This window comes from Bradyrhizobium nitroreducens (assembly GCF_002776695.1).
Lineage (GTDB): Bacteria > Pseudomonadota > Alphaproteobacteria > Rhizobiales > Xanthobacteraceae > Bradyrhizobium > Bradyrhizobium nitroreducens.
The window spans coordinates 2,991,697-3,009,895 of record NZ_LFJC01000003.1; the positions used below are offsets into that span (position 1 = coordinate 2,991,697).

Here is an 18,199-nt window from a genome sequence, read left to right on the forward strand (position 1 = left end):
AAGCCCTCAAATTCCTGTGCGGCTTTAGGCAGCAGCCGTATCGCGGCGCTGACGGCCACCACGATCACTGCTGCCACCCGTCTCGCCCTCGGCCATTCTCTTGTCCTGGGCCATCGGATCGTGCTCGAGGATCTCGCCCTTGAAGATCCAGACCTTGACGCCGCAGGTGCCGAAGGTCGTGAACGCGGTCGCAACGCCGTAGTCGATGTCGGCGCGCAGCGTGTGCAGCGGCACGCGACCTTCGCGGTACCACTCCATGCGCGCGATTTCCGCACCGCCCAGACGACCCGAGCAGTTGATGCGGATGCCTTCCGCGCCGAGACGCATCGCCGACTGCACGGCGCGCTTCATGGCGCGGCGGAACGCCACGCGGCGCTCGAGCTGCTGCGCGATCGATTCGGCCACCAGCGTCGCATCGAGCTCCGGCTTGCGGATCTCGACGATGTTGATGACGACGTCGGACGAGGTGATGTCCGCGACCTTCTTGCGCAGCTTGTCGATGTCGGCGCCCTTCTTGCCGATCACCACGCCCGGACGAGCCGAGTGGATGGTGACGCGGCACTTCTTGTGCGGACGTTCGATCACGATGCGGGCGACGGCCGCCTGCTTGAGCTCCTTGTGCAGGATCTCACGGATCTTGACGTCCTCGTGCAACAGCTTGCCGTATTCCTGCTTGCCGGCGAACCAGCGGGAATCCCAGGTGCGGTTGATGCCGAGACGCAGACCGATCGGATTGATCTTTTGACCCATCGTGTTCTCCTGCGCCCTTAAGCGGCGGCTTCAGCTTCGACCTGACGAACGATGATCGTCAGCTGCGAAAATGGTTTGTAGACACGGCCCGAGCGGCCGCGGCCGCGGGCGGCGAAGCGCTTCATCACGAGGCCGTTGCCGACGAAGGCCTGCGCCACGACGAGATCGTCGACGTCGAGGTCGTGGTTGTTCTCGGCGTTGGCGATAGCCGATTCCAGGCACTTCTTCACGTCGACCGCGATCCGCTTGCGCGAAAACTGCAGATCGGCGAGCGCAGCGGCAGCCTTCCGGCCGCGAATGAGCTGGGCGACCAGGTTGAGCTTCTGCGGGCTCACCCGCAGCATCCGGGCGACCGCCTTGGCCTCGTTCTCGGCGAGGCTCCGTTCGCGCTTAGGTTTGCTCATCGTTCAATCCTCAAGCCTTCTTGGCTTTCTTGTCGCCGGAGTGGCCATGGAAGGTCCGGGTCGGCGAGAACTCGCCGAACTTGTGACCGACCATTTCCTCGTTGACGGCCACCGGCACGTGCTTCTGACCGTTGTACACGCCGAAGGTCAGGCCGACGAACTGCGGCAGGATCGTCGAGCGACGGCTCCAGATCTTGATGACGTCGTGACGGCCGGACGCGCGCGCGGCATCTGCCTTCTTGAGCAGAGAACCCTCGACGAACGGGCCTTTCCAGACTGAACGAACCATGTCCGTCGTTCCTTACTTCTTCCGCTTGTGGCGGCTTAGGAGAATGAATTTGTTGGTCGACTTGTTGGTGCGGGTCTTCTTGCCCTTGGTCGGCTTGCCCCACGGAGTGACCGGGTGACGACCGCCCGAGGTACGACCTTCACCACCGCCGTGCGGATGGTCGATCGGGTTCATCGCGACACCGCGGTTGTGCGGGCGACGACCCATCCAACGCTTGCGACCGGCCTTGCCGATCGAGGTGTTCATGTGATCCGGGTTCGACACAGCGCCGATCGTGCCGCGGCAACGGCCGTGCACCAGGCGCTGCTCGCCCGAGTTCAGGCGGATGATGACGTAGTCCTGGTCGCGGCCGACCAGCTGGGCGTAGGTGCCGGCGGAACGGGCGAGCTGGCCGCCCTTCCCGATCTTGACCTCGATGTTGTGGATGATCGTGCCGACCGGCATGTTGCCGAGCGGCATGACGTTGCCCGGCTTCACGTCGACGTAATTGCCGGCAACGATGGTGTCACCCACGGCCAGGCGCTGCGGCGCCAGGATATAGGCCTGCTCGCCGTCCTGATACTTGATCAGCGCGATGAAGCCGGTGCGGTTCGGATCGTACTCGAGACGCTCGACGGTCGCGGGGACGTCGGTCTTCTCGCGCTTGAAATCCACGGTGCGCAGCGTCCGCTTGTGACCGCCGCCGCGGAAACGCACGGTGATGCGACCGGTGTTGTTGCGGCCGCCCGAGGAGTGCTTGCCCTCGGTGAGCGCCTTGACCGGCTTGCCCTTGTACAGGGCCGAACGATCGACCATGACCAGCTGGCGCTGGCCCGGCGTCGTGGGGTTGAATGTCTTCAGTGCCATCGTCGTACGACCTTACAGACCGGTGGTCACGTCGATCCGGTGACCCTCTTCGAGAGTCACGATCGCGCGCTTGGAGTTCGACTGCGAACCGAGATTGCCGCGGAAGATCTTGGTCTTGCCCTTGCGGACCAGCGTGTTGACGCTCTTGACCTTGACGTCGAACAGCTTCTCGATCGCTTCCTTGATCTGCGGCTTGGTCGCCTTCGCGGCCACCTTGAACAGCACCTTGTTGTGCTCGGAGGCGATCGTGGCCTTTTCGGTCACGACCGGCGACAGGATCACGTCGTAGTGGCGAGGCTCGATGTTCTTCGTCATTTGAAGCGCGCCTCCAGCGCATCGATGGCGGCCTTGGTCAGAACGAGCTTCTGACGGCGCAGGATGTCATAGACGTTGATGCCCTGGATCGGCAGCACGTCCATGTTCGGGATGTTGCGGGCCGCAGCGGCAAAGCCGTTGTTGAGCTCGGCGCCGTCGATGATCAGCGCGTTGGTCAAGCCCAGACCCGAGAAATGGCCGAGCAGCGCCTTGGTCTTGGCGGCTTCCAGCGCTGCCTTCTCGATCACGACGAGATCGCCGTCCTTGGCCTTGGCCGAGAGCGCATGCTTCAGAGCGAGCGCGCGGACCTTCTTCGGCAGGTCGGTGGCGTGCGAACGCACCACCGGACCGAAGGCACGGCCGCCGCCGCGGAACTGCGGCACGCGGGCCGAGCCGTGACGAGCACCGCCGGTGCCCTTCTGCTTGTACATCTTCTTGCCGGTGCGCCAGATCTCGGCGCGGCCCTTGGCCTTGTGCGTGCCGGCCTGGCGCTTGTTGAGCTGCCACTGCACGCAGCGCGCGATGATGTCTTCGCGCGGCTCGAGGCCGAAAATGGCGTCGGAGAGCTGGACGGAGCCCGCTTCCTTACCTTCGAGGGTGGTGACCTTCAATTCCATCTCAAGCCTCCTGCGCAGCCGGAGCGGCTTCCGCGTCGCCAGCAACCTTGAACTTGCCGGGCTTCGGAGCTTCCTTCGGCAGCGGCTTCTTGACGGCGTCGCGCACGCGGATCCAGCCGCCCTTGGAGCCGGGAACGGCGCCCTCGACGAGGATCAGGCCGCGCTCGACATCGGTCTGGACGACGCGAAGGTTGAGCGTGGTGATGCGGTCGACACCCATGTGGCCGGGCATCTTCTTGTTCTTCCAGGTCTTGCCGGGGTCCTGACGACCACCGGTCGAACCGATCGAACGGTGCGAGATCGACACACCGTGCGTGGCACGCAGACCGCCGAAGTTCCAGCGCTTCATGCCGCCGGCGAAGCCCTTACCGACCGAGGTGCCGGTGACGTCGACGAACTGGCCGACGACGAAGTGATCGGCCTGGATCTCGGCGCCGACGGGGATCATGGCATCCGCGGTGACGCGGAATTCCTCGACCCGGCGCTTCGGCTCGACCTTGGCGACCGCGAACTGGCCGCGCTCCGCCTTGGGCATGTAAACGGTCTTGCGGGCACCAGAACCGAGCTGGAGCGCGACGTAACCGTTCTTCTCTTCGGTGCGGTGGCCTACGACCTGGCAATTGCCGAGCTTCAGCACGGTCACGGGGATATGTTCGCCGGCCTCCGTGAAGACCCGCGTCATCCCGACCTTTTGTGCGATCACTCCGGAGCGCATCGGCTTGCTTCCTGTTCTTTCTGTCCGCTCACGCGAACGGGATCCAAAATCTTAGAGCTTGATCTCGACGTCGACACCGGCGGCCAAGTCGAGCTTCATCAAAGCATCGACGGTCTGCGGGGTCGGATCGACGATGTCGAGCAGGCGCTTGTGAGTGCGCATCTCGAACTGCTCGCGGCTCTTCTTGTCGACGTGGGGCGAACGGTTGACGGTGAACTTCTCGATGCGGGTGGGCAGCGGAATGGGTCCGCGGACCTGCGCGCCGGTGCGCTTCGCCGTGTTCACGATCTCGCGGGTCGACGTATCGAGGATACGATGGTCGAACGCCTTGAGACGGATACGAATGTTTTGGCCGTTCATTGCCGTGCTTTCTCTAGTGAGTGGCGAGTAGCGAGTAGCGAATAGAAATCCCTATTCGCCACTCACCATTCCCTATTCGCTTGTTACTCGATGATCGAGGCGACGACGCCGGCGCCGACGGTGCGGCCACCTTCGCGGATCGCGAAGCGGAGCTTCTCTTCCATCGCGATCGGCACGATCAGGTGCACTTCCATCGCGATGTTGTCGCCCGGCATCACCATCTCGGTGCCTTCCGGCAGGTGCACGACACCGGTCACGTCGGTGGTGCGGAAGTAGAACTGCGGACGGTAGTTGGTGAAGAACGGGGTGTGGCGACCGCCCTCTTCCTTGGTGAGGATGTAAGCCTCAGCCTTGAACTTGGTGTGCGGCTTGACCGAACCCGGCTTGCACAGCACCTGGCCGCGCTCGACGTCCTCGCGCTTGGTGCCGCGGAGCAGCGCACCGATGTTGTCGCCAGCCTGGCCCTGATCGAGCAGCTTGCGGAACATCTCGACGCCGGTGACCGTGGTCTTCTGCGTGGCGCGCAGACCGACGATCTCGATTTCCTCGCCGACCTTGACGATGCCGCGCTCGACACGGCCGGTCACGACGGTGCCGCGGCCCGAGATCGAGAACACGTCTTCAACCGGCATCAGGAACGGCTGGTCGATCGGACGCTCCGGCTGCGGGATGTACTCGTCGACGTTCTTCATCAGCTCGAGGATGGCGTCGTGGCCGAGCTTCTTGTCGGAATCTTCGAGAGCGGCGAGCGCCGAACCCTTGATGATCGGGATCTTGTCGCCCGGGAAGTCGTACTTCGAGAGCAGCTCGCGGACTTCGAGCTCGACGAGCTCGAGCAGTTCCGGATCGTCGACCATGTCGCACTTGTTCAGGAACACGACCAGCGCAGGCACGCCGACCTGGCGGGCGAGCAGGATGTGCTCGCGGGTCTGCGGCATCGGGCCGTCAGCGGCCGACACGACCAGGATCGCACCGTCCATCTGGGCGGCGCCGGTGATCATGTTCTTGACGTAGTCGGCGTGGCCGGGGCAGTCGACGTGGGCGTAGTGGCGGTTCGGCGTCTCGTACTCGACGTGCGCGGTCGAGATGGTGATGCCGCGCGCCTTCTCTTCCGGCGCCTTGTCGATCTGGTCGTACGCGGTGAACGTCGCGCCGCCGGCTTCGGCGAGGACCTTGGTGATCGCCGCCGTCAGCGACGTCTTGCCATGGTCGACGTGACCGATGGTGCCGATGTTGCAGTGCGGCTTGGTACGTTCAAACTTTGCTTTGGCCATTTGACTCTCCGTTCAATCGTCAGCTTGAGACCGACGACAATCAGGCAAACTTCTTCTGGACTTCTGCCGACACGTTGGCCGGCGCTTCTGCGTAGTGGTCGAACTGCATGGTGAAGGTCGCGCGCCCCTGGCTCATCGAGCGCAGGTTATTCACGTAACCAAACATGTTCATGAGCGGCACCATCGCGTTGATGACGTTGGCGTTGCCGCGCATGTCCTGACCCTGGATCTGACCGCGCCGCGAATTCAGGTCGCCGATGACCGAACCGGTGTAGTCTTCCGGGGTCACGACCTCGACCTTCATGATCGGCTCGAGCAGAACGGACTTGCCCTTCTGCAGCGCTTCGCGGAACGCCGCGCGCGCTGCGATTTCGAAGGCGAGCGCCGACGAGTCGACGTCGTGATACTTGCCGTCGACGAGCTGAACCTTGACGTCGACCACCGGGAAGCCCGCGACCACGCCAGAGCTCATCACGCTGTTGAGGCCCTTTTCGACGCCGGGGATGTATTCCTTCGGAACCGCACCGCCGACGATCTTGGACTCGAACTCGTAACCCTTGCCGGGCTCGTTCGGCTCGACCACGATCGACACTTCCGCGAACTGACCGGTACCGCCGGTCTGCTTCTTGTGGGTGTACTTGACCTCGGCCTTCTTGGTGACGCGCTCACGGAACGCAACCTGGGGCGCGCCGATGTTGGCGTCGACCTTGTAGGTCCGCTTGAGGATGTCGACCTTGATGTCGAGATGGAGCTCGCCCATGCCCTTGAGGATGGTCTGGCCGGACTCCTGGTCGGTCGACACGCGGAAGGACGGATCCTCCGCAGCCAGCTTGGCCAGCGCCACGCCCAGCTTCTCCTGGTCGGCCTTGGACTTCGGCTCGATCGCGATCTCGATGACCGGCTCGGGGAATTCCATCTTCTCCAGGATCACCTGCTTGTCGGGATCGCACAGCGTGTCACCGGTGCGCGCTTCCTTCAGGCCGGCCAGCGCGACGATGTCGCCGGCATAGGCTTCCTTGATGTCCTCGCGGTTGTTCGCATGCATCAACAGCATGCGCCCGATGCGCTCCTTCTTCTCGCGCGTCGAGTTCACGACGCCGGTGCCGCTCTGCAGGACGCCGGAGTAGATGCGGCAGAAGGTGATGGTGCCGACGAACGGGTCGTCCATGATCTTGAACGCGAGCAGCGCGAGCGGCTCCTTGTCGTCCGCCTTGCGCACGACCTCGTTGCCGCGATCGTCGGTGCCCTTGATCGCGGGCACGTCGATCGGCGACGGCAGATAGTCGACGACGGCGTCGAGCAGGGGCTGCACGCCCTTGTTCTTGAAGGCCGAGCCGCACAGCACGGGATAGAACGCACCGGTCAGCACCGCCTTGCGGATCAGGCGCTTCAGCGTCTCTTCGTCCGGCTCCTTGCCGTCGAGATAGGCGGCCATGGCGTCGTCGTCGAGCTCGACGGCGGCTTCCACCATCTTCTCGCGATATTCCTTGGCCTGCTCGACCAGATCTTCCGGGATGTCGACATAGTCGAACTTCGCGCCGAGCGATTCATCGTTCCAGATGATGCCCTGCATCTTCACGAGGTCGACGAGACCCCTGAAGTTGTTCTCGGCACCGATCGGAAGCTGGATCGCGATCGGCTTGGCGCCGAGGCGGTCGACGATGTCGGACAGACATTTGAAGAAGTCGGCACCGGTCTTGTCCATCTTGTTGGCGAAGACGATGCGCGGAACCTTGTACTTGTCGCCCTGGCGCCAGACGGTCTCGGTCTGGGGTTCGACGCCCTGGTTGGAGTCGAGCACGCAGACGGCGCCGTCGAGCACGCGCAACGAACGCTCGACCTCGATGGTGAAGTCGACGTGGCCGGGGGTGTCGATGATGTTCAGGCGCTTGCCGGCCCAGAAGGCGGTGGTCGCAGCCGAGGTGATCGTGATGCCACGCTCCTGCTCCTGCTCCATCCAGTCCATCGTCGCGGCACCTTCGTGCACTTCGCCGATCTTGTGGCTCTTGCCGGTGTAATAGAGGATGCGCTCGGTCGTCGTGGTCTTGCCGGCATCAATATGCGCCATGATACCGAAGTTGCGGTAATTCTCTATGGCATGAACGCGGGGCATTGGATGTTCCTTAGATTCCGTGTTTCGCCGTTACCAGCGATAGTGCGAGAAGGCACGGTTGGCTTCCGCCATCCGGTGCACGTCTTCACGCTTCTTGACGGCATTGCCACGGTTGTTCGAGGCATCCAGCAACTCGGCCGAGAGCCGCTCGGTCATGGTCTTCTCGTTGCGCTCGCGCGCGGCCGAGATCAGCCAGCGAATGCCCAGCGCCTGACGGCGGGTCGAACGAACTTCGACCGGAACCTGGTAGGTGGCGCCGCCGACGCGGCGGGAGCGAACCTCGATCGTCGGCATGACGTTCTCGAGCGCCTGCTCGAACACACCGAGCGGGTTCTGCTTGGTCTTGGATTCGATGATGCCGAACGCACCGTAGACGATGCCTTCCGCGACCGACTTCTTGCCGGCGTACATCACCGAGTTCATGAACTTCGTGACGATGATGTTCCCGAACTTCGGATCGGGAAGAACTTCGCGCTTTTCCGCTGAGTGGCGACGAGACATGGAGCTGGTTCCCGCTTACTTCGGACGCTTCGCGCCGTACTTCGAACGACGCTGCTTACGGTTCTTGACGCCCTGGGTATCCAGAACGCCGCGGAGGATGTGGTAGCGCACGCCGGGCAAGTCCTTGACGCGACCGCCGCGGATCATGACCACCGAGTGCTCCTGGAGGTTATGGCCTTCACCGGGAATGTAGCCGATCACCTCGAAGCCGTTGGTCAGGCGCACCTTGGCGACCTTACGAAGTGCCGAGTTCGGCTTCTTCGGGGTCGTGGTGTAGACGCGGGTGCAAACACCACGCTTCTGCGGCGACTGCTGCAGCGCCGGCACCTTCTTGCGCGACTTCTGCACTTCACGCGGTTGAGCGATCAGCTGGTTGATCGTCGGCATCCTGGCCTTACCCTTTGTTCTGCCGCGGTCCCTTGCGGGACCGCTGTCTTGCCGCGGCCCGTTGCCGGAACCGCAATTCGTTTCGAGCCACCCGCCCGACGAGGCCGCCTCGCACGGAACAATCCGCACAAAGCGAAATTGCGCCAACCGCTCCATCACCGAGCGGAAAGCGTTACGACGCCACAGAGGACCGCAGTTTTCAGGCCAATCAGCGTAAAGCTGTGGCCCGCGCACCGAGGTCATGCATCCGAATTCGATCTCAAGAGAATGAGCTCAAGAGAACTAGAATCGCACTGGCATTGCCTAGCTATGATCGACAGCGTTTGAGCGGCATTCGTCGAGGTTGGTGCCCGTCTTGAGCGACCCTCGTGGATCTAGTCCTTGCGGCTCTAGTCTTTGGAGGTCTAACGGGTGGCCCGTTCCGACGCTGGCGATGCTCACCGCCTGTCGTTAAGTGAGGCGCTTTCTATAAGTGGGAATCGCTCAAGTCAAGGCGAAACGACAGTCACGAAGCGCTTCAGGCGCCTGTCGAAATAGCTGTTTGCCACCCTCACCGCACCTCCTCCATATGGGTACATGCATCGCATTTCGCTAGCGCGCCGGCAATTTGTGCCCGGATAAAAAGATACTTTATGATGCTTGGATGGGCCTTTTTGCGCTCTCAATTCGTTAAGGCGCATTAATCTCTTCACTTCGGCCGAAATTGGCGACCGGGATTTCACCACAACAGACGGCGGGCCATCCGACGCGACCGACACCCGCCCTGCCCGGTCCCGGCCAATCCGCATGAGAGCGATCCGGCTTAGGTCTTGGAATCGAAGCCCTGACGCGCTGACGGCACGAGGCCGATGACGGGATTCGCAGAATCAGCGCGGCCTCTCACTCCTCGTCGTCGTCCTCGTCCTCATCGTCCTCGAGGTCGTCTTCATCGTCCTCGTCCGGGCCTTCGTCGGCAAGAGCCCCCGCGCCATGCGGCTGGTGGATCTGGTCGTTCCAGAGCTTGCGATAGGTCCCGTTCTTGGCGAGCAGCTGGGCATGCGAGCCGCGCTCGATCGCCCTGCCCCCTGAGATCACGATGATCTCGTCCATCTCGACCACCGAGGTCAGGCGGTGGGTCGACCAGATCATGGTGCGGCCCTTGGCGACCTTGAGCAGGGTGCAGTTGATCGCCGCTTCCGTGGTCTGGTCCAGCGCCGAGGTGGCCTCGTCCAGCAGCAGCACCGAGGGGTTGCGGATGATCGCGCGCGCGATCGCGATGCGCTGGCGCTGGCCGCCCGAGAGCGTGTCGCCGCGCTCGCCGACCGGCGTGTCGTAGCGCTGCGGCAGACTCATGATGTAGCGGTGGATCTCGGCCTTCTTGGCGGCCTCCTCCACCTCCTCGTCGGTCGCGCCCTCCTTGCCGAGCCGGATGTTCTCGCGGATCGACATGTTGAACAGCATGTTCTCCTGGAACACCACCGCCATGCTCCGGCGCAGCGAATCCAGCGTCACCTTGCGGACGTCGACGCCGTCAATGGTGACGCGCCCCTCGTCCGGCACGTAGAGCCGCAGGATCAGGTTGAGCAAGGTGCTCTTGCCGGAGCCGCTCGGGCCGACGATCGCGATGCGCTTGCCCGCGTTGAGCTTGAGACTGAGATTGTCCAGCACCGGCGTCTGGCTGCCCTCGTACTGGAAGCTGACGTGGTCGAAGGTGATGTCGTTGGTGATGCGCGGCAAATCGGGCGCGCCGGGACGATCGGCGGCGCGGGTCGGCTCGTCCAGCAGCTCCTGCATGTGCCGGATCGCGGCGGCCGAGGAGATCGACACCGGGATGAAATGCATGACGTGGGCGATGTTGTAGGAGACTTCCCAGAACGCGCTCTCGAAGGTGACGAAGGTGCCGATGGTGATCTGGCCCTTGGTCGCCAGATACGCGCCGATCGCGAGCACCACGAGGTGCAGCATCAGCACCGAGATGGTCACCGTCCGCTCCACCATGGTCGACAGGAACGCGGCCGAGGCGATCTTGTCGCGCGTCGCGTCGTTGCGGAAGGTGAAGAAGCCGAACATCTTGCGCTGCAGGCTGAACGCCTTGATCACGGCCTGCGCCGCCACGTTCTCCTGCACCATGCCGAGCAGCGCGCTCTCGTTGAGCTTCTGCTCGTAATTGGCCTGCACCGCCTTGGGCGTCAGGATCCGCGGACCGATCAGCGTGATCGGGAACACCAGCAGCGCGACCACCGCGAGCTGCCAGTTCAAAAATACCATCAGGATGATGCCGGCGATCAATTCCAGGAACGGCAGCGCAGCACTGTTGGCGAAGGTCTTCACCGAGCCTTCGAAGGCCGAGAGGTCGACCGAGAAGCGCGACAGGATCTCGCCGCGCTTGGTGCGGCCGAAATAGGCAGCAGGCAGGTCCTGGACGTGCTCGAACAGGCGCTTGCGGACGTCGGAGATGATGCACGCCGCCAGTCGCGCGTCCCAACGCTCGTACCAGACGGCGACGATGGAGGTGAAGATTCCGGCGACGGCAAGCACGCCGAGAATCTTGTACAGCGCCTGAAAATCCTCCTCGCCGAGCGCATCGTCGATCAGGAACTTGAGGCTGAGCGGCATGATGACGTTGAACAGCGTCTCGACGAAGACGCCGAACGCCACGAATGACAGCATCCGCTTGTAGTTCGACAGAAAGGGTTTGACGAAGCCGACGATGGTCGCGAGCGCGCCGGCGGCTTCACGGGCGGTAAAGACGACGAGATCCTCGTCCTCGTCGTCGTCATCGAGCTCCAGCTCGTCATCCGCCTCGTCTTCGTCGTCCTCCTCATCCTCGAGGTCCGGCTTGGCCGCCGCAGCGAGCTTGTCGTCGAGCTCGGCCGCCCTGGATTCGGCGAGCTTCTGTTTGTCGGGCGAAAGAGACTTGTCGTCGGGCGAGAGAGGCTTGGATGCCATGAAACCAACCGATGCTGACGGCCGGCATGACCGCAGAGAAAGCAGGACATAGCGGCAACCGCTATTGCGCCGATTCTATGCGATCAGGATGAGTTCGGCAAAACAATTGGCGAATTCGACGCACGTTCCGAGGTTAGTCCTCGTCGTCGTCCTCGACCTTGTCGAAGAAGGAATAGCGCAAGCTGTCGGCGTCGGCGTACCACTGCCCCGGCCCCTTGTTGGCGGCGAGCGTCGCCTCCCAGAGCGCATCGGTGCAATCCTTGCGGTGCATCGAGAGGTCGAAACCGTTGCCGAAGAACAGTTCGGACCATTCCCACCAGGTGCCGAGCTTCTTGACCCCGCGCAAGAGGTCGTAGCGGTCGATCAGCGCCGGCGCCATGTCCGAGGTGATCGAGCCGAATACGAGGCCGGTCTTCACCACGCGGTTGAGCTCGCGGATCGCGCGGACCACCTGCTTCGGGGAAACGTGGCAGAGGCTGGTCTCGAACACGAAATCGAACGCGCCGTCCTTGAACGGCATGTCGGTGATCGAGCCGAGCTTGTTGTACTTTCTCAGCGCCTTCGGCGTCTTGGCGTGGATGGCGCGGTTGTTCTCGATGCCGTAGGCATCGATGCCGCGGTCGCGCAGCGCGCCCACCAGCTCGCCGCTGGCCGAGCCCGCGACGAGCAGCTTGGCGCCCTTGGTCCTGCCCCAGACGATGCCGAGCAGGCTCGTGAGATAATCGGGGTCGGTGAAGTGGCGCCACGCCTCGTGATAGGGACCCTGACCGCGATAGTTCTCGAAATAATCGCGGTCGATCTTGTCGGAGAGCGGCTTGTCCTGCTGCGCGCGTTCGCGGCGCAGGCGCATCATCTCGGTCAGGATGATGTCGGTGGCGGCGTCGGAGGAATCGAGCAGGCCGTTCAGCGTCGAGTCGAACAGATAGTCGCCGACCACCACGATGCCGGGATGCTCCTTCGGCTCGGGACGGTGGTTGGTCATGACGTCGCGCACCGGCAGACCGCCGGGTATCGCGTTCACCGACGACAGCCAGCGGTGGATCTTGCCTTCCATGAAATGCGCACGCGCATCGCCAAGCGAAGCCGGCAGCGATTTCAGCGCGGCGTCGATCAGCTCCTGGTCCGACAGGTTGGCGAACGCGAGCGCATCGGAGCCGGGAATCAGCCAGTTCAGCACGCCATGCTTACCGACGTCATGGCGCGCGCCCTCGTTGTAGACGCAGCAGCCGCCGAAGGCTTCCGACATGAACCAGGCGCCGGGAATCTTCTCGCCCCAGAACGGGGTGTCGAACAGGATCGAGACGCGCAAGTAATGTGCGGGACGGTCGAAATAGGAGACGTGCTTGACCATCGACTTGCGCAGCTGCTCGCCTTCCCACCCCATGGTGGCGAGCCAGGAATGCGGCAGGCAGACCAGCACGAGATCGAAGTCGCGCGTCTCCGGTCCCTTGCCGTTCATCATCTTGAGCTGGTAGCGGCCGGTCGGCGCCTTGCCCACGGCGAGGACGCGGTGATTGAGCTGGATGTCGGCGTTGACCTCCGACTGCAGGCACTCGATCAGCTGCTCATTGCCGTTCTGGATGGAATAGAGGCCGATATAGCCGTCGACATCCATCAGGTAGTTCTTGAGCGCGTTGAGGCCGTTGGTGTTGTGGCTCTCGGTCGCGATGTCGGAACGCGCCATCACCTTGAAGAAGCGCTTGGCGATCTCGTCGTCGACCTCCTCGTCGAGCACCTGCTCGGCGGTCTTGTAGGCCCAGGGATTCTCGTTGTCGTGCGCGCCGACGCCCTCGTAATATTCGATTGGCGACATCATCTCGGTACAGCGCTTGCGGAACGCCTCGATCGCAGCGGCGGTCTTGGCGCCGTATCTGCGGCGCATGCCGGGAACGTCGTTCAGGAGCTCGCCGCCGAGATGCACCTGCTCGGCATCCATCGGAATGGTCTGCAGCCCGAAATGCTGGATCAGCTCGCGCAGCGGATCGGGGCCGGTCATCGAGTAGTCGTAGATCTCGGCGACGCCGGCTTCATACATCGCTGGCGCCGAATCGAATTTGCGCGTGACCACCTTGCCACCGAGCCGGTCGGAGGCCTCGTAGATGGTGACGCGGCAGAGGTCGCCAAGCTTGCGCTTCAAATACCAGGCGCTCATCAGCCCGCCCGGGCCGCCGCCTACGATTGCCAGATCAAGCATGTGAGTTCCGTGGTCTCCGGCCCTGCCCCCGTCACGGGATCCACCGGCCTAAACTCCCCTAGCAGAAGCGCTTTTGCGCCTGAAGGAAAGATGAACAAAGGTTGATCCCGCATCGCAGCAAGGAAAGAAAGCAGCAAAAAGGCCGGCTTGCGCCGGCCTTTTCAGTGTCCTCGGTATTCCTACGGATGAACGATCATTCCGCGGGGGGCAGCGCAGGAAGCTCCGCCTCAGGCGCGGGCGACACGACGGCCGCCTGCTTCTCGCGCTCGTCCAGGATCAGCTTGTCGCGCTTCATTGCGACTTCGCGGATCTTGGCCATGGAGGCGCCGGTGCCCGCCGGGATCAGCCGGCCGACGATGACGTTCTCCTTGAGGCCTTCGAGCGGATCGATCTTGCCGTTGACCGCCGCTTCCGTGAGGACGCGGGTGGTCTCCTGGAACGAGGCCGCCGAGAAGAACGAACGGGTCTGGAGGCTCGCCTTGGTGATGCCGAGCAGAACCGGCGTACCCGTGGCGACCTTCTTGCCCTCTTCCTTGGCCTTCTCGTTCAGCGCGTCGAACTCGATCTTGTCGACCTGCTCGCCGGAGATCATGTCCGTGTCGCCCTGGTCGGTGACTTCCACCTTCTGGAGCATCTGACGGACAATCACCTCGATGTGCTTGTCGTTGATGAGCACGCCCTGGAGCCGGTAGACCTCCTGGATTTCGTTGACCAGGTAGGCCGCGAGCTCCTCGATGCCCTTGACCGCAAGGATGTCGTGCGGCGCCGGGTTGCCTTCGACGATGAAGTCGCCCTTTTCGACGACGTCGCCGTCCTGAAGGTGGATGTGCTTGCCCTTCGGGATCAGGTACTCGCGCGGCTCGTCGGTCTTGTCCATCGGCTCGATCGAGATGCGACGCTTGTTCTTGTAGTCGCGCCCGAACCGGATGGTGCCCGCGATCTCGGCGATGATCGCCGCATCCTTCGGACGCCGTGCCTCGAACAGTTCCGCCACCCGCGGCAGACCGCCGGTGATGTCACGCGTCTTGGCGCTTTCGGTCGAGACACGGGCGAGGATGTCGCCCGGGTTGACCTTGGCTCCGACGTCGACCGAGAGAATGGCATCGACCGACAGCATGTAGCGGGCATCGCCGCCACGGGCGAGCTTGAGCACCTTGCCATCCTTGCCCTTGATCACGATGGCCGGACGCAGGTCCGAGCCGCCGCGAGTCGAGCGCCAGTCGATGACCACGCGCTTGGCGATACCGGTTGCCTCGTCGAGCGTTTCCGAGATCGACTGCCCCTCGACCAGATCCTCGAAGCCGATCGTGCCTTCGACCTCGGTGAGGAGCGGACGGGTGTAGGGATCCCACTCGACGATGCGCTGGCCACGCTTGACCATGTCGCCTTCGTCGACGTGCAGGCGCGAGCCGTACTGGACGCGGTGCGTCGCACGCTCGGTGCCGTCGGCATCGACGATCGCCACCACCATGTTGCGCACCATCGCGATCAGGTGACCCTCGCTGTTGCGGGCGATGGCCTTGTTCCGGATCACGATCTTGCCGTCGAAATTGGCTTCGACGAAGGACTGCTCGTTGAGCTGCGCCGCACCACCGATGTGGAAGGTGCGCATGGTCAGCTGGGTGCCGGGCTCGCCGATCGACTGCGCCGCGATGACGCCGACGGCTTCACCGTGGTTGACCGGCGTGCCGCGGGCGAGGTCGCGGCCGTAGCACTTGCCGCAGATGCCGTTGACGAGCTCGCAGGTCAGCGCCGAGCGGATCTTCACCTCCTGCACACCACCCTGCTGGATGGCGTCCAGGTGGCTCTCTTCCATCAGCGTGTCGCGCTTGATGATCACCTTGCCCGAGCTGTCACGGATGTCTTCGCAGGCCGTGCGTCCGAGGATGCGCGAGCCGAGCGAAGCGACCACGGTGCCGGCATCGACGATGGCGCGCATCTTGATGCCGAGCTTGGTGCCGCAGTCGCTCTGCGTGATGATGCAGTCCTGCGCGACGTCGACGAGACGACGGGTCAGGTAGCCCGAGTTCGCGGTCTTCAACGCGGTGTCCGCGAGGCCCTTACGGGCGCCGTGGGTCGAGTTGAAGTACTCGAGCACCGAGAGGCCTTCCTTGAAGTTCGAGATGATCGGCGTCTCGATGATCTCGCCCGACGGCTTGGCCATCAGGCCGCGCATGCCGGCGAGCTGGCGCATCTGGGCCGGCGAACCGCGGGCACCGGAGTGAGCCATCATGTAGATCGAGTTGATGTCGGCGTCGGCCCCGCTCGCCGTCTTCTTGGTCGAGGAGATCTCCTTCATCATCGCCTTGGCGATTTCTTCCGTGGCCTTCGACCAGGCGTCGACGACCTTGTTGTACTTCTCGCCGTGGGTGATCAGACCGTCGTTGTACTGCTGCTCGAAATCCTTCGCCAGCGTACGGGTGGTGTCGACGATCTTCCACTTGCCGTGCGGCACGACCATGTCGTCCTTGCCGAACGAGATGCCGGCCTTGAACGCGTTGTAGAAGCCGAGCGCCATGATGCGGTCGCAGAAGATCACCGTCTCCTTCTGTCCGCAGTGGCGGTAGACCTGGTCGATGACGCCCGAGATCTCGCGCTTGGTCATCAGCTTGTTGATGATCTCGTACGAAATCCGCGGGTTCTTCGGCAAGAGATTGCCGAGCATGACGCGGCCGGCGGTGGTCTCGATCCAGCGCGTCGAGACCTTGCCGGTCTCGTCCATGCCCTGCCACCGGTACTTGATCTTGGTGTGGAGGTGGATGACCTTCGCGTGCAGGGCGTGCTCGAGCTCGGCCATGTCGCCGAAGATCTTGCCCTCGCCGGGCAGACCTTCGCGCATGATCGAAACGTAGTAGAGACCGAGCACGATGTCCTGCGACGGCACGATGATCGGCTGACCGTTGGCCGGATGCAGGATGTTGTTGGTCGACATCATCAGGACGCGCGCTTCCAGCTGCGCTTCGAGCGACAGCGGGACGTGCACGGCCATCTGGTCGCCGTCGAAGTCGGCGTTGAATGCCGAGCAGACCAGCGGATGCAGCTGGATCGCCTTGCCCTCGATCAGCACGGGCTCGAACGCCTGAATGCCGAGGCGATGCAGCGTCGGTGCGCGGTTCAGCAGCACCGGATGCTCGCGGATGACCTCGTCCAGGATGTCCCAGACCTCGGGCCGCTCCTTCTCGACCAGCTTCTTGGCCTGCTTCACCGTGGTGGACAGGCCCTTGGCGTCGAGCCGCGAATAGATGAACGGCTTGAACAGCTCGAGCGCCATCTTCTTCGGCAGGCCGCACTGATGCAGGCGCAGCTCGGGACCGACCACGATCACCGAACGGCCCGAATAGTCGACGCGCTTGCCGAGCAGGTTCTGACGGAAGCGGCCCTGCTTGCCCTTGAGCATGTCGGCGAGCGACTTCAGCGGGCGCTTGTTGGCGCCCGTGATGACGCGGCCGCGGCGGCCGTTGTCGAACAGCGCATCGACCGCTTCCTGAAGCATGCGCTTCTCGTTGCGGATGATGATGTCCGGCGCGCGCAGCTCCATCAGCCGCTTCAAGCGGTTGTTGCGGTTGATGACGCGGCGGTAGAGGTCGTTGAGATCCGAGGTCGCGAAGCGGCCGCCGTCGAGCGGCACCAGCGGACGCAGGTCCGGCGGAATCACCGGGACCACGGTCATGATCATCCATTCCGGCTTGTTGCCGGAGTGGCGGAACGCTTCCACGATCTTCAGGCGCTTGGCGAGCTTCTTGTGCTTGATGTCGGAGTCGGTCTCCTGCATCTCGACGCGCAAGCTCGCCTCGAGCTTCTCGAGGTCCATGCCCTTGAGCAGCTCGCGAATGGCTTCGGCGCCGATCATGGCGGTGAAGCTATCCTGGCCGTACTCGTCCTGCGCCTTCAGGTACTCGTCCTCAGACAGCAGCTGACGGTCCTTGAGCGCGGTGAGGCCCGGCTCGAGAACGACGTAGTATTCGAAGTAGAGGATCCGCTCGAGATCCTTCAGCGTCATGTCCAGCAGAAGGCCGATGCGCGAGGGCAGCGACTTCAGGAACCAGATGTGGGCGACGGGGGCGGCGAGCTCGATATGGCCCATGCGCTCGCGCCGGACGCGCGACAGCGTGACCTCGACCGAGCACTTCTCGCAGATGATGCCCTTGTACTTCATGCGCTTGTACTTGCCGCACAAGCACTCGTAATCCTTGATCGGCCCGAAAATGCGCGCGCAGAACAGGCCGTCGCGCTCGGGCTTGAAGGTGCGGTAGTTGATGGTCTCCGGCTTCTTGATCTCGCCGTAGGACCAGGACAGAATCTTCTCTGGAGACGCGATCGAGATCCGGATCTGGTCGAAGACCTGAGCCGGCGTCGTCGGGTTGAAGAGATTCATAATTTCTTGGTTCATCGTCTTCTCCTCGCGTGCCGGTCGCCTCCGGCCGCAAATTCGAAAATCACTTCGTGGGGCGCCCTGCCCTCAAGGCATCAGGAGGGGCGCCAATGCCCGGCCGCGAAGGCCGGACA

At 63.3% G+C, this 18,199-nt stretch carries 15 protein-coding genes; all 15 read right to left on the reverse strand.

Annotated elements, in window-relative coordinates; genetic code table 11:
* Nucleotides 1–24: 24 nt before the first annotated feature.
* The 15 genes from rpsC to rpoC all read right to left on the reverse strand — a co-directional run bounded on the left by rpsC (nt 25) and on the right by rpoC (nt 18,083).
* A complete protein-coding gene (gene rpsC / locus TSA1_RS14745) occupies nt 25–750 on the reverse strand; it encodes a 30S ribosomal protein S3 (protein ID WP_092294149.1) in 726 nt (241 codons plus the stop codon).
* 17 nt (nt 751–767) lie between these two features.
* Nucleotides 768–1,154, reverse strand: a complete 387-nt coding sequence (gene rplV / locus TSA1_RS14750) for a 50S ribosomal protein L22 (protein ID WP_008136353.1) — start codon at nt 1,152–1,154, stop codon at nt 768–770.
* Between the two features lie 10 nt (nt 1,155–1,164).
* Nucleotides 1,165–1,443, reverse strand: a complete 279-nt coding sequence (gene rpsS, locus TSA1_RS14755; RefSeq protein ID WP_008136357.1) for a 30S ribosomal protein S19 — start codon at nt 1,441–1,443, stop codon at nt 1,165–1,167.
* A 12-nt stretch (nt 1,444–1,455) separates the two neighbouring features.
* Complete coding sequence (rplB, locus tag TSA1_RS14760) at nt 1,456–2,289, reverse strand: 50S ribosomal protein L2 (RefSeq protein ID WP_100177000.1); 834 nt, start codon at nt 2,287–2,289, stop codon at nt 1,456–1,458.
* A 12-nt stretch (nt 2,290–2,301) separates the two neighbouring features.
* Nucleotides 2,302–2,604 (reverse strand): 50S ribosomal protein L23, encoded by a 303-nt coding sequence (locus tag TSA1_RS14765; RefSeq protein ID WP_007603019.1) that lies wholly within the window; start codon nt 2,602–2,604, stop codon nt 2,302–2,304.
* On the reverse strand, nt 2,601–3,221 hold the full coding sequence (rplD, locus tag TSA1_RS14770; protein WP_018647243.1) for a 50S ribosomal protein L4: 621 nt from the start codon (nt 3,219–3,221) through the stop codon (nt 2,601–2,603). The genes TSA1_RS14765 and rplD overlap by 4 nt, the downstream gene beginning before the upstream one ends.
* Before the next feature lies 1 nt (nt 3,222).
* Nucleotides 3,223–3,936 (reverse strand): 50S ribosomal protein L3, encoded by a 714-nt coding sequence (gene rplC / locus TSA1_RS14775; protein ID WP_027564407.1) that lies wholly within the window; start codon nt 3,934–3,936, stop codon nt 3,223–3,225.
* 51 nt (nt 3,937–3,987) lie between these two features.
* A complete protein-coding gene (rpsJ, locus tag TSA1_RS14780) occupies nt 3,988–4,296 on the reverse strand; it encodes a 30S ribosomal protein S10 (protein ID WP_002712302.1) in 309 nt (102 codons plus the stop codon).
* A gap of 83 nt (nt 4,297–4,379) precedes the next feature.
* Complete coding sequence (gene tuf / locus TSA1_RS14785; RefSeq protein ID WP_100177001.1) at nt 4,380–5,570, reverse strand: elongation factor Tu; 1,191 nt, start codon at nt 5,568–5,570, stop codon at nt 4,380–4,382.
* A gap of 40 nt (nt 5,571–5,610) precedes the next feature.
* A complete protein-coding gene (fusA, locus tag TSA1_RS14790) occupies nt 5,611–7,683 on the reverse strand; it encodes an elongation factor G (RefSeq protein ID WP_100177002.1) in 2,073 nt (690 codons plus the stop codon).
* Nucleotides 7,684–7,713: 30 nt separating this feature from the next.
* Nucleotides 7,714–8,184, reverse strand: a complete 471-nt coding sequence (rpsG, locus tag TSA1_RS14795; protein WP_008136420.1) for a 30S ribosomal protein S7 — start codon at nt 8,182–8,184, stop codon at nt 7,714–7,716.
* A gap of 15 nt (nt 8,185–8,199) precedes the next feature.
* Nucleotides 8,200–8,571, reverse strand: coding sequence for a 30S ribosomal protein S12 (gene rpsL, locus TSA1_RS14800; protein WP_007603006.1), 372 nt, complete (start codon nt 8,569–8,571; stop codon nt 8,200–8,202).
* 879 nt (nt 8,572–9,450) lie between these two features.
* Complete coding sequence (locus TSA1_RS14805) at nt 9,451–11,499, reverse strand: ABC transporter ATP-binding protein (protein WP_100177003.1); 2,049 nt, start codon at nt 11,497–11,499, stop codon at nt 9,451–9,453.
* Between the two features lie 133 nt (nt 11,500–11,632).
* A complete protein-coding gene (locus tag TSA1_RS14810) occupies nt 11,633–13,693 on the reverse strand; it encodes an FAD-dependent oxidoreductase (protein ID WP_100177004.1) in 2,061 nt (686 codons plus the stop codon).
* Between the two features lie 193 nt (nt 13,694–13,886).
* Entirely contained in the window at nt 13,887–18,083 is a 4,197-nt protein-coding gene (rpoC, locus tag TSA1_RS14815) for a DNA-directed RNA polymerase subunit beta' (RefSeq protein ID WP_100177005.1), read from the reverse strand.
* Nucleotides 18,084–18,199: the final 116 nt, after the last annotated feature.

Bases quoted from the DNA above. Each gene is read 5' to 3' on its own strand.
- rpsJ (WP_002712302.1), bottom strand. From the start codon at position 4,296: ATGAACGGCCAAAACATTCGTATCCGTCTCAAGGCGTTCGACCATCGT.
- TSA1_RS14805 (WP_100177003.1), bottom strand. From the start codon at position 11,499: ATGGCATCCAAGCCTCTCTCGCCCGACGACAAGTCTCTTTCGCCCGAC.
- rpoC (WP_100177005.1), bottom strand. From the start codon at position 18,083: ATGAACCAAGAAATTATGAATCTCTTCAACCCGACGACGCCGGCTCAG.
- tuf (WP_100177001.1), bottom strand. From the start codon at position 5,570: ATGGCCAAAGCAAAGTTTGAACGTACCAAGCCGCACTGCAACATCGGC.
- rpsS (WP_008136357.1), bottom strand. From the start codon at position 1,443: ATGGTTCGTTCAGTCTGGAAAGGCCCGTTCGTCGAGGGTTCTCTGCTC.
- TSA1_RS14765 (WP_007603019.1), bottom strand. From the start codon at position 2,604: ATGACGAAGAACATCGAGCCTCGCCACTACGACGTGATCCTGTCGCCG.
- rplC (WP_027564407.1), bottom strand. From the start codon at position 3,936: ATGCGCTCCGGAGTGATCGCACAAAAGGTCGGGATGACGCGGGTCTTC.
- rplV (WP_008136353.1), bottom strand. From the start codon at position 1,154: ATGAGCAAACCTAAGCGCGAACGGAGCCTCGCCGAGAACGAGGCCAAG.
- rplB (WP_100177000.1), bottom strand. From the start codon at position 2,289: ATGGCACTGAAGACATTCAACCCCACGACGCCGGGCCAGCGCCAGCTG.
- TSA1_RS14810 (WP_100177004.1), bottom strand. From the start codon at position 13,693: ATGCTTGATCTGGCAATCGTAGGCGGCGGCCCGGGCGGGCTGATGAGC.
- rplD (WP_018647243.1), bottom strand. From the start codon at position 3,221: ATGGAATTGAAGGTCACCACCCTCGAAGGTAAGGAAGCGGGCTCCGTC.
- rpsL (WP_007603006.1), bottom strand. From the start codon at position 8,571: ATGCCGACGATCAACCAGCTGATCGCTCAACCGCGTGAAGTGCAGAAG.
- fusA (WP_100177002.1), bottom strand. From the start codon at position 7,683: ATGCCCCGCGTTCATGCCATAGAGAATTACCGCAACTTCGGTATCATG.
- rpsC (WP_092294149.1), bottom strand. From the start codon at position 750: ATGGGTCAAAAGATCAATCCGATCGGTCTGCGTCTCGGCATCAACCGC.
- rpsG (WP_008136420.1), bottom strand. From the start codon at position 8,184: ATGTCTCGTCGCCACTCAGCGGAAAAGCGCGAAGTTCTTCCCGATCCG.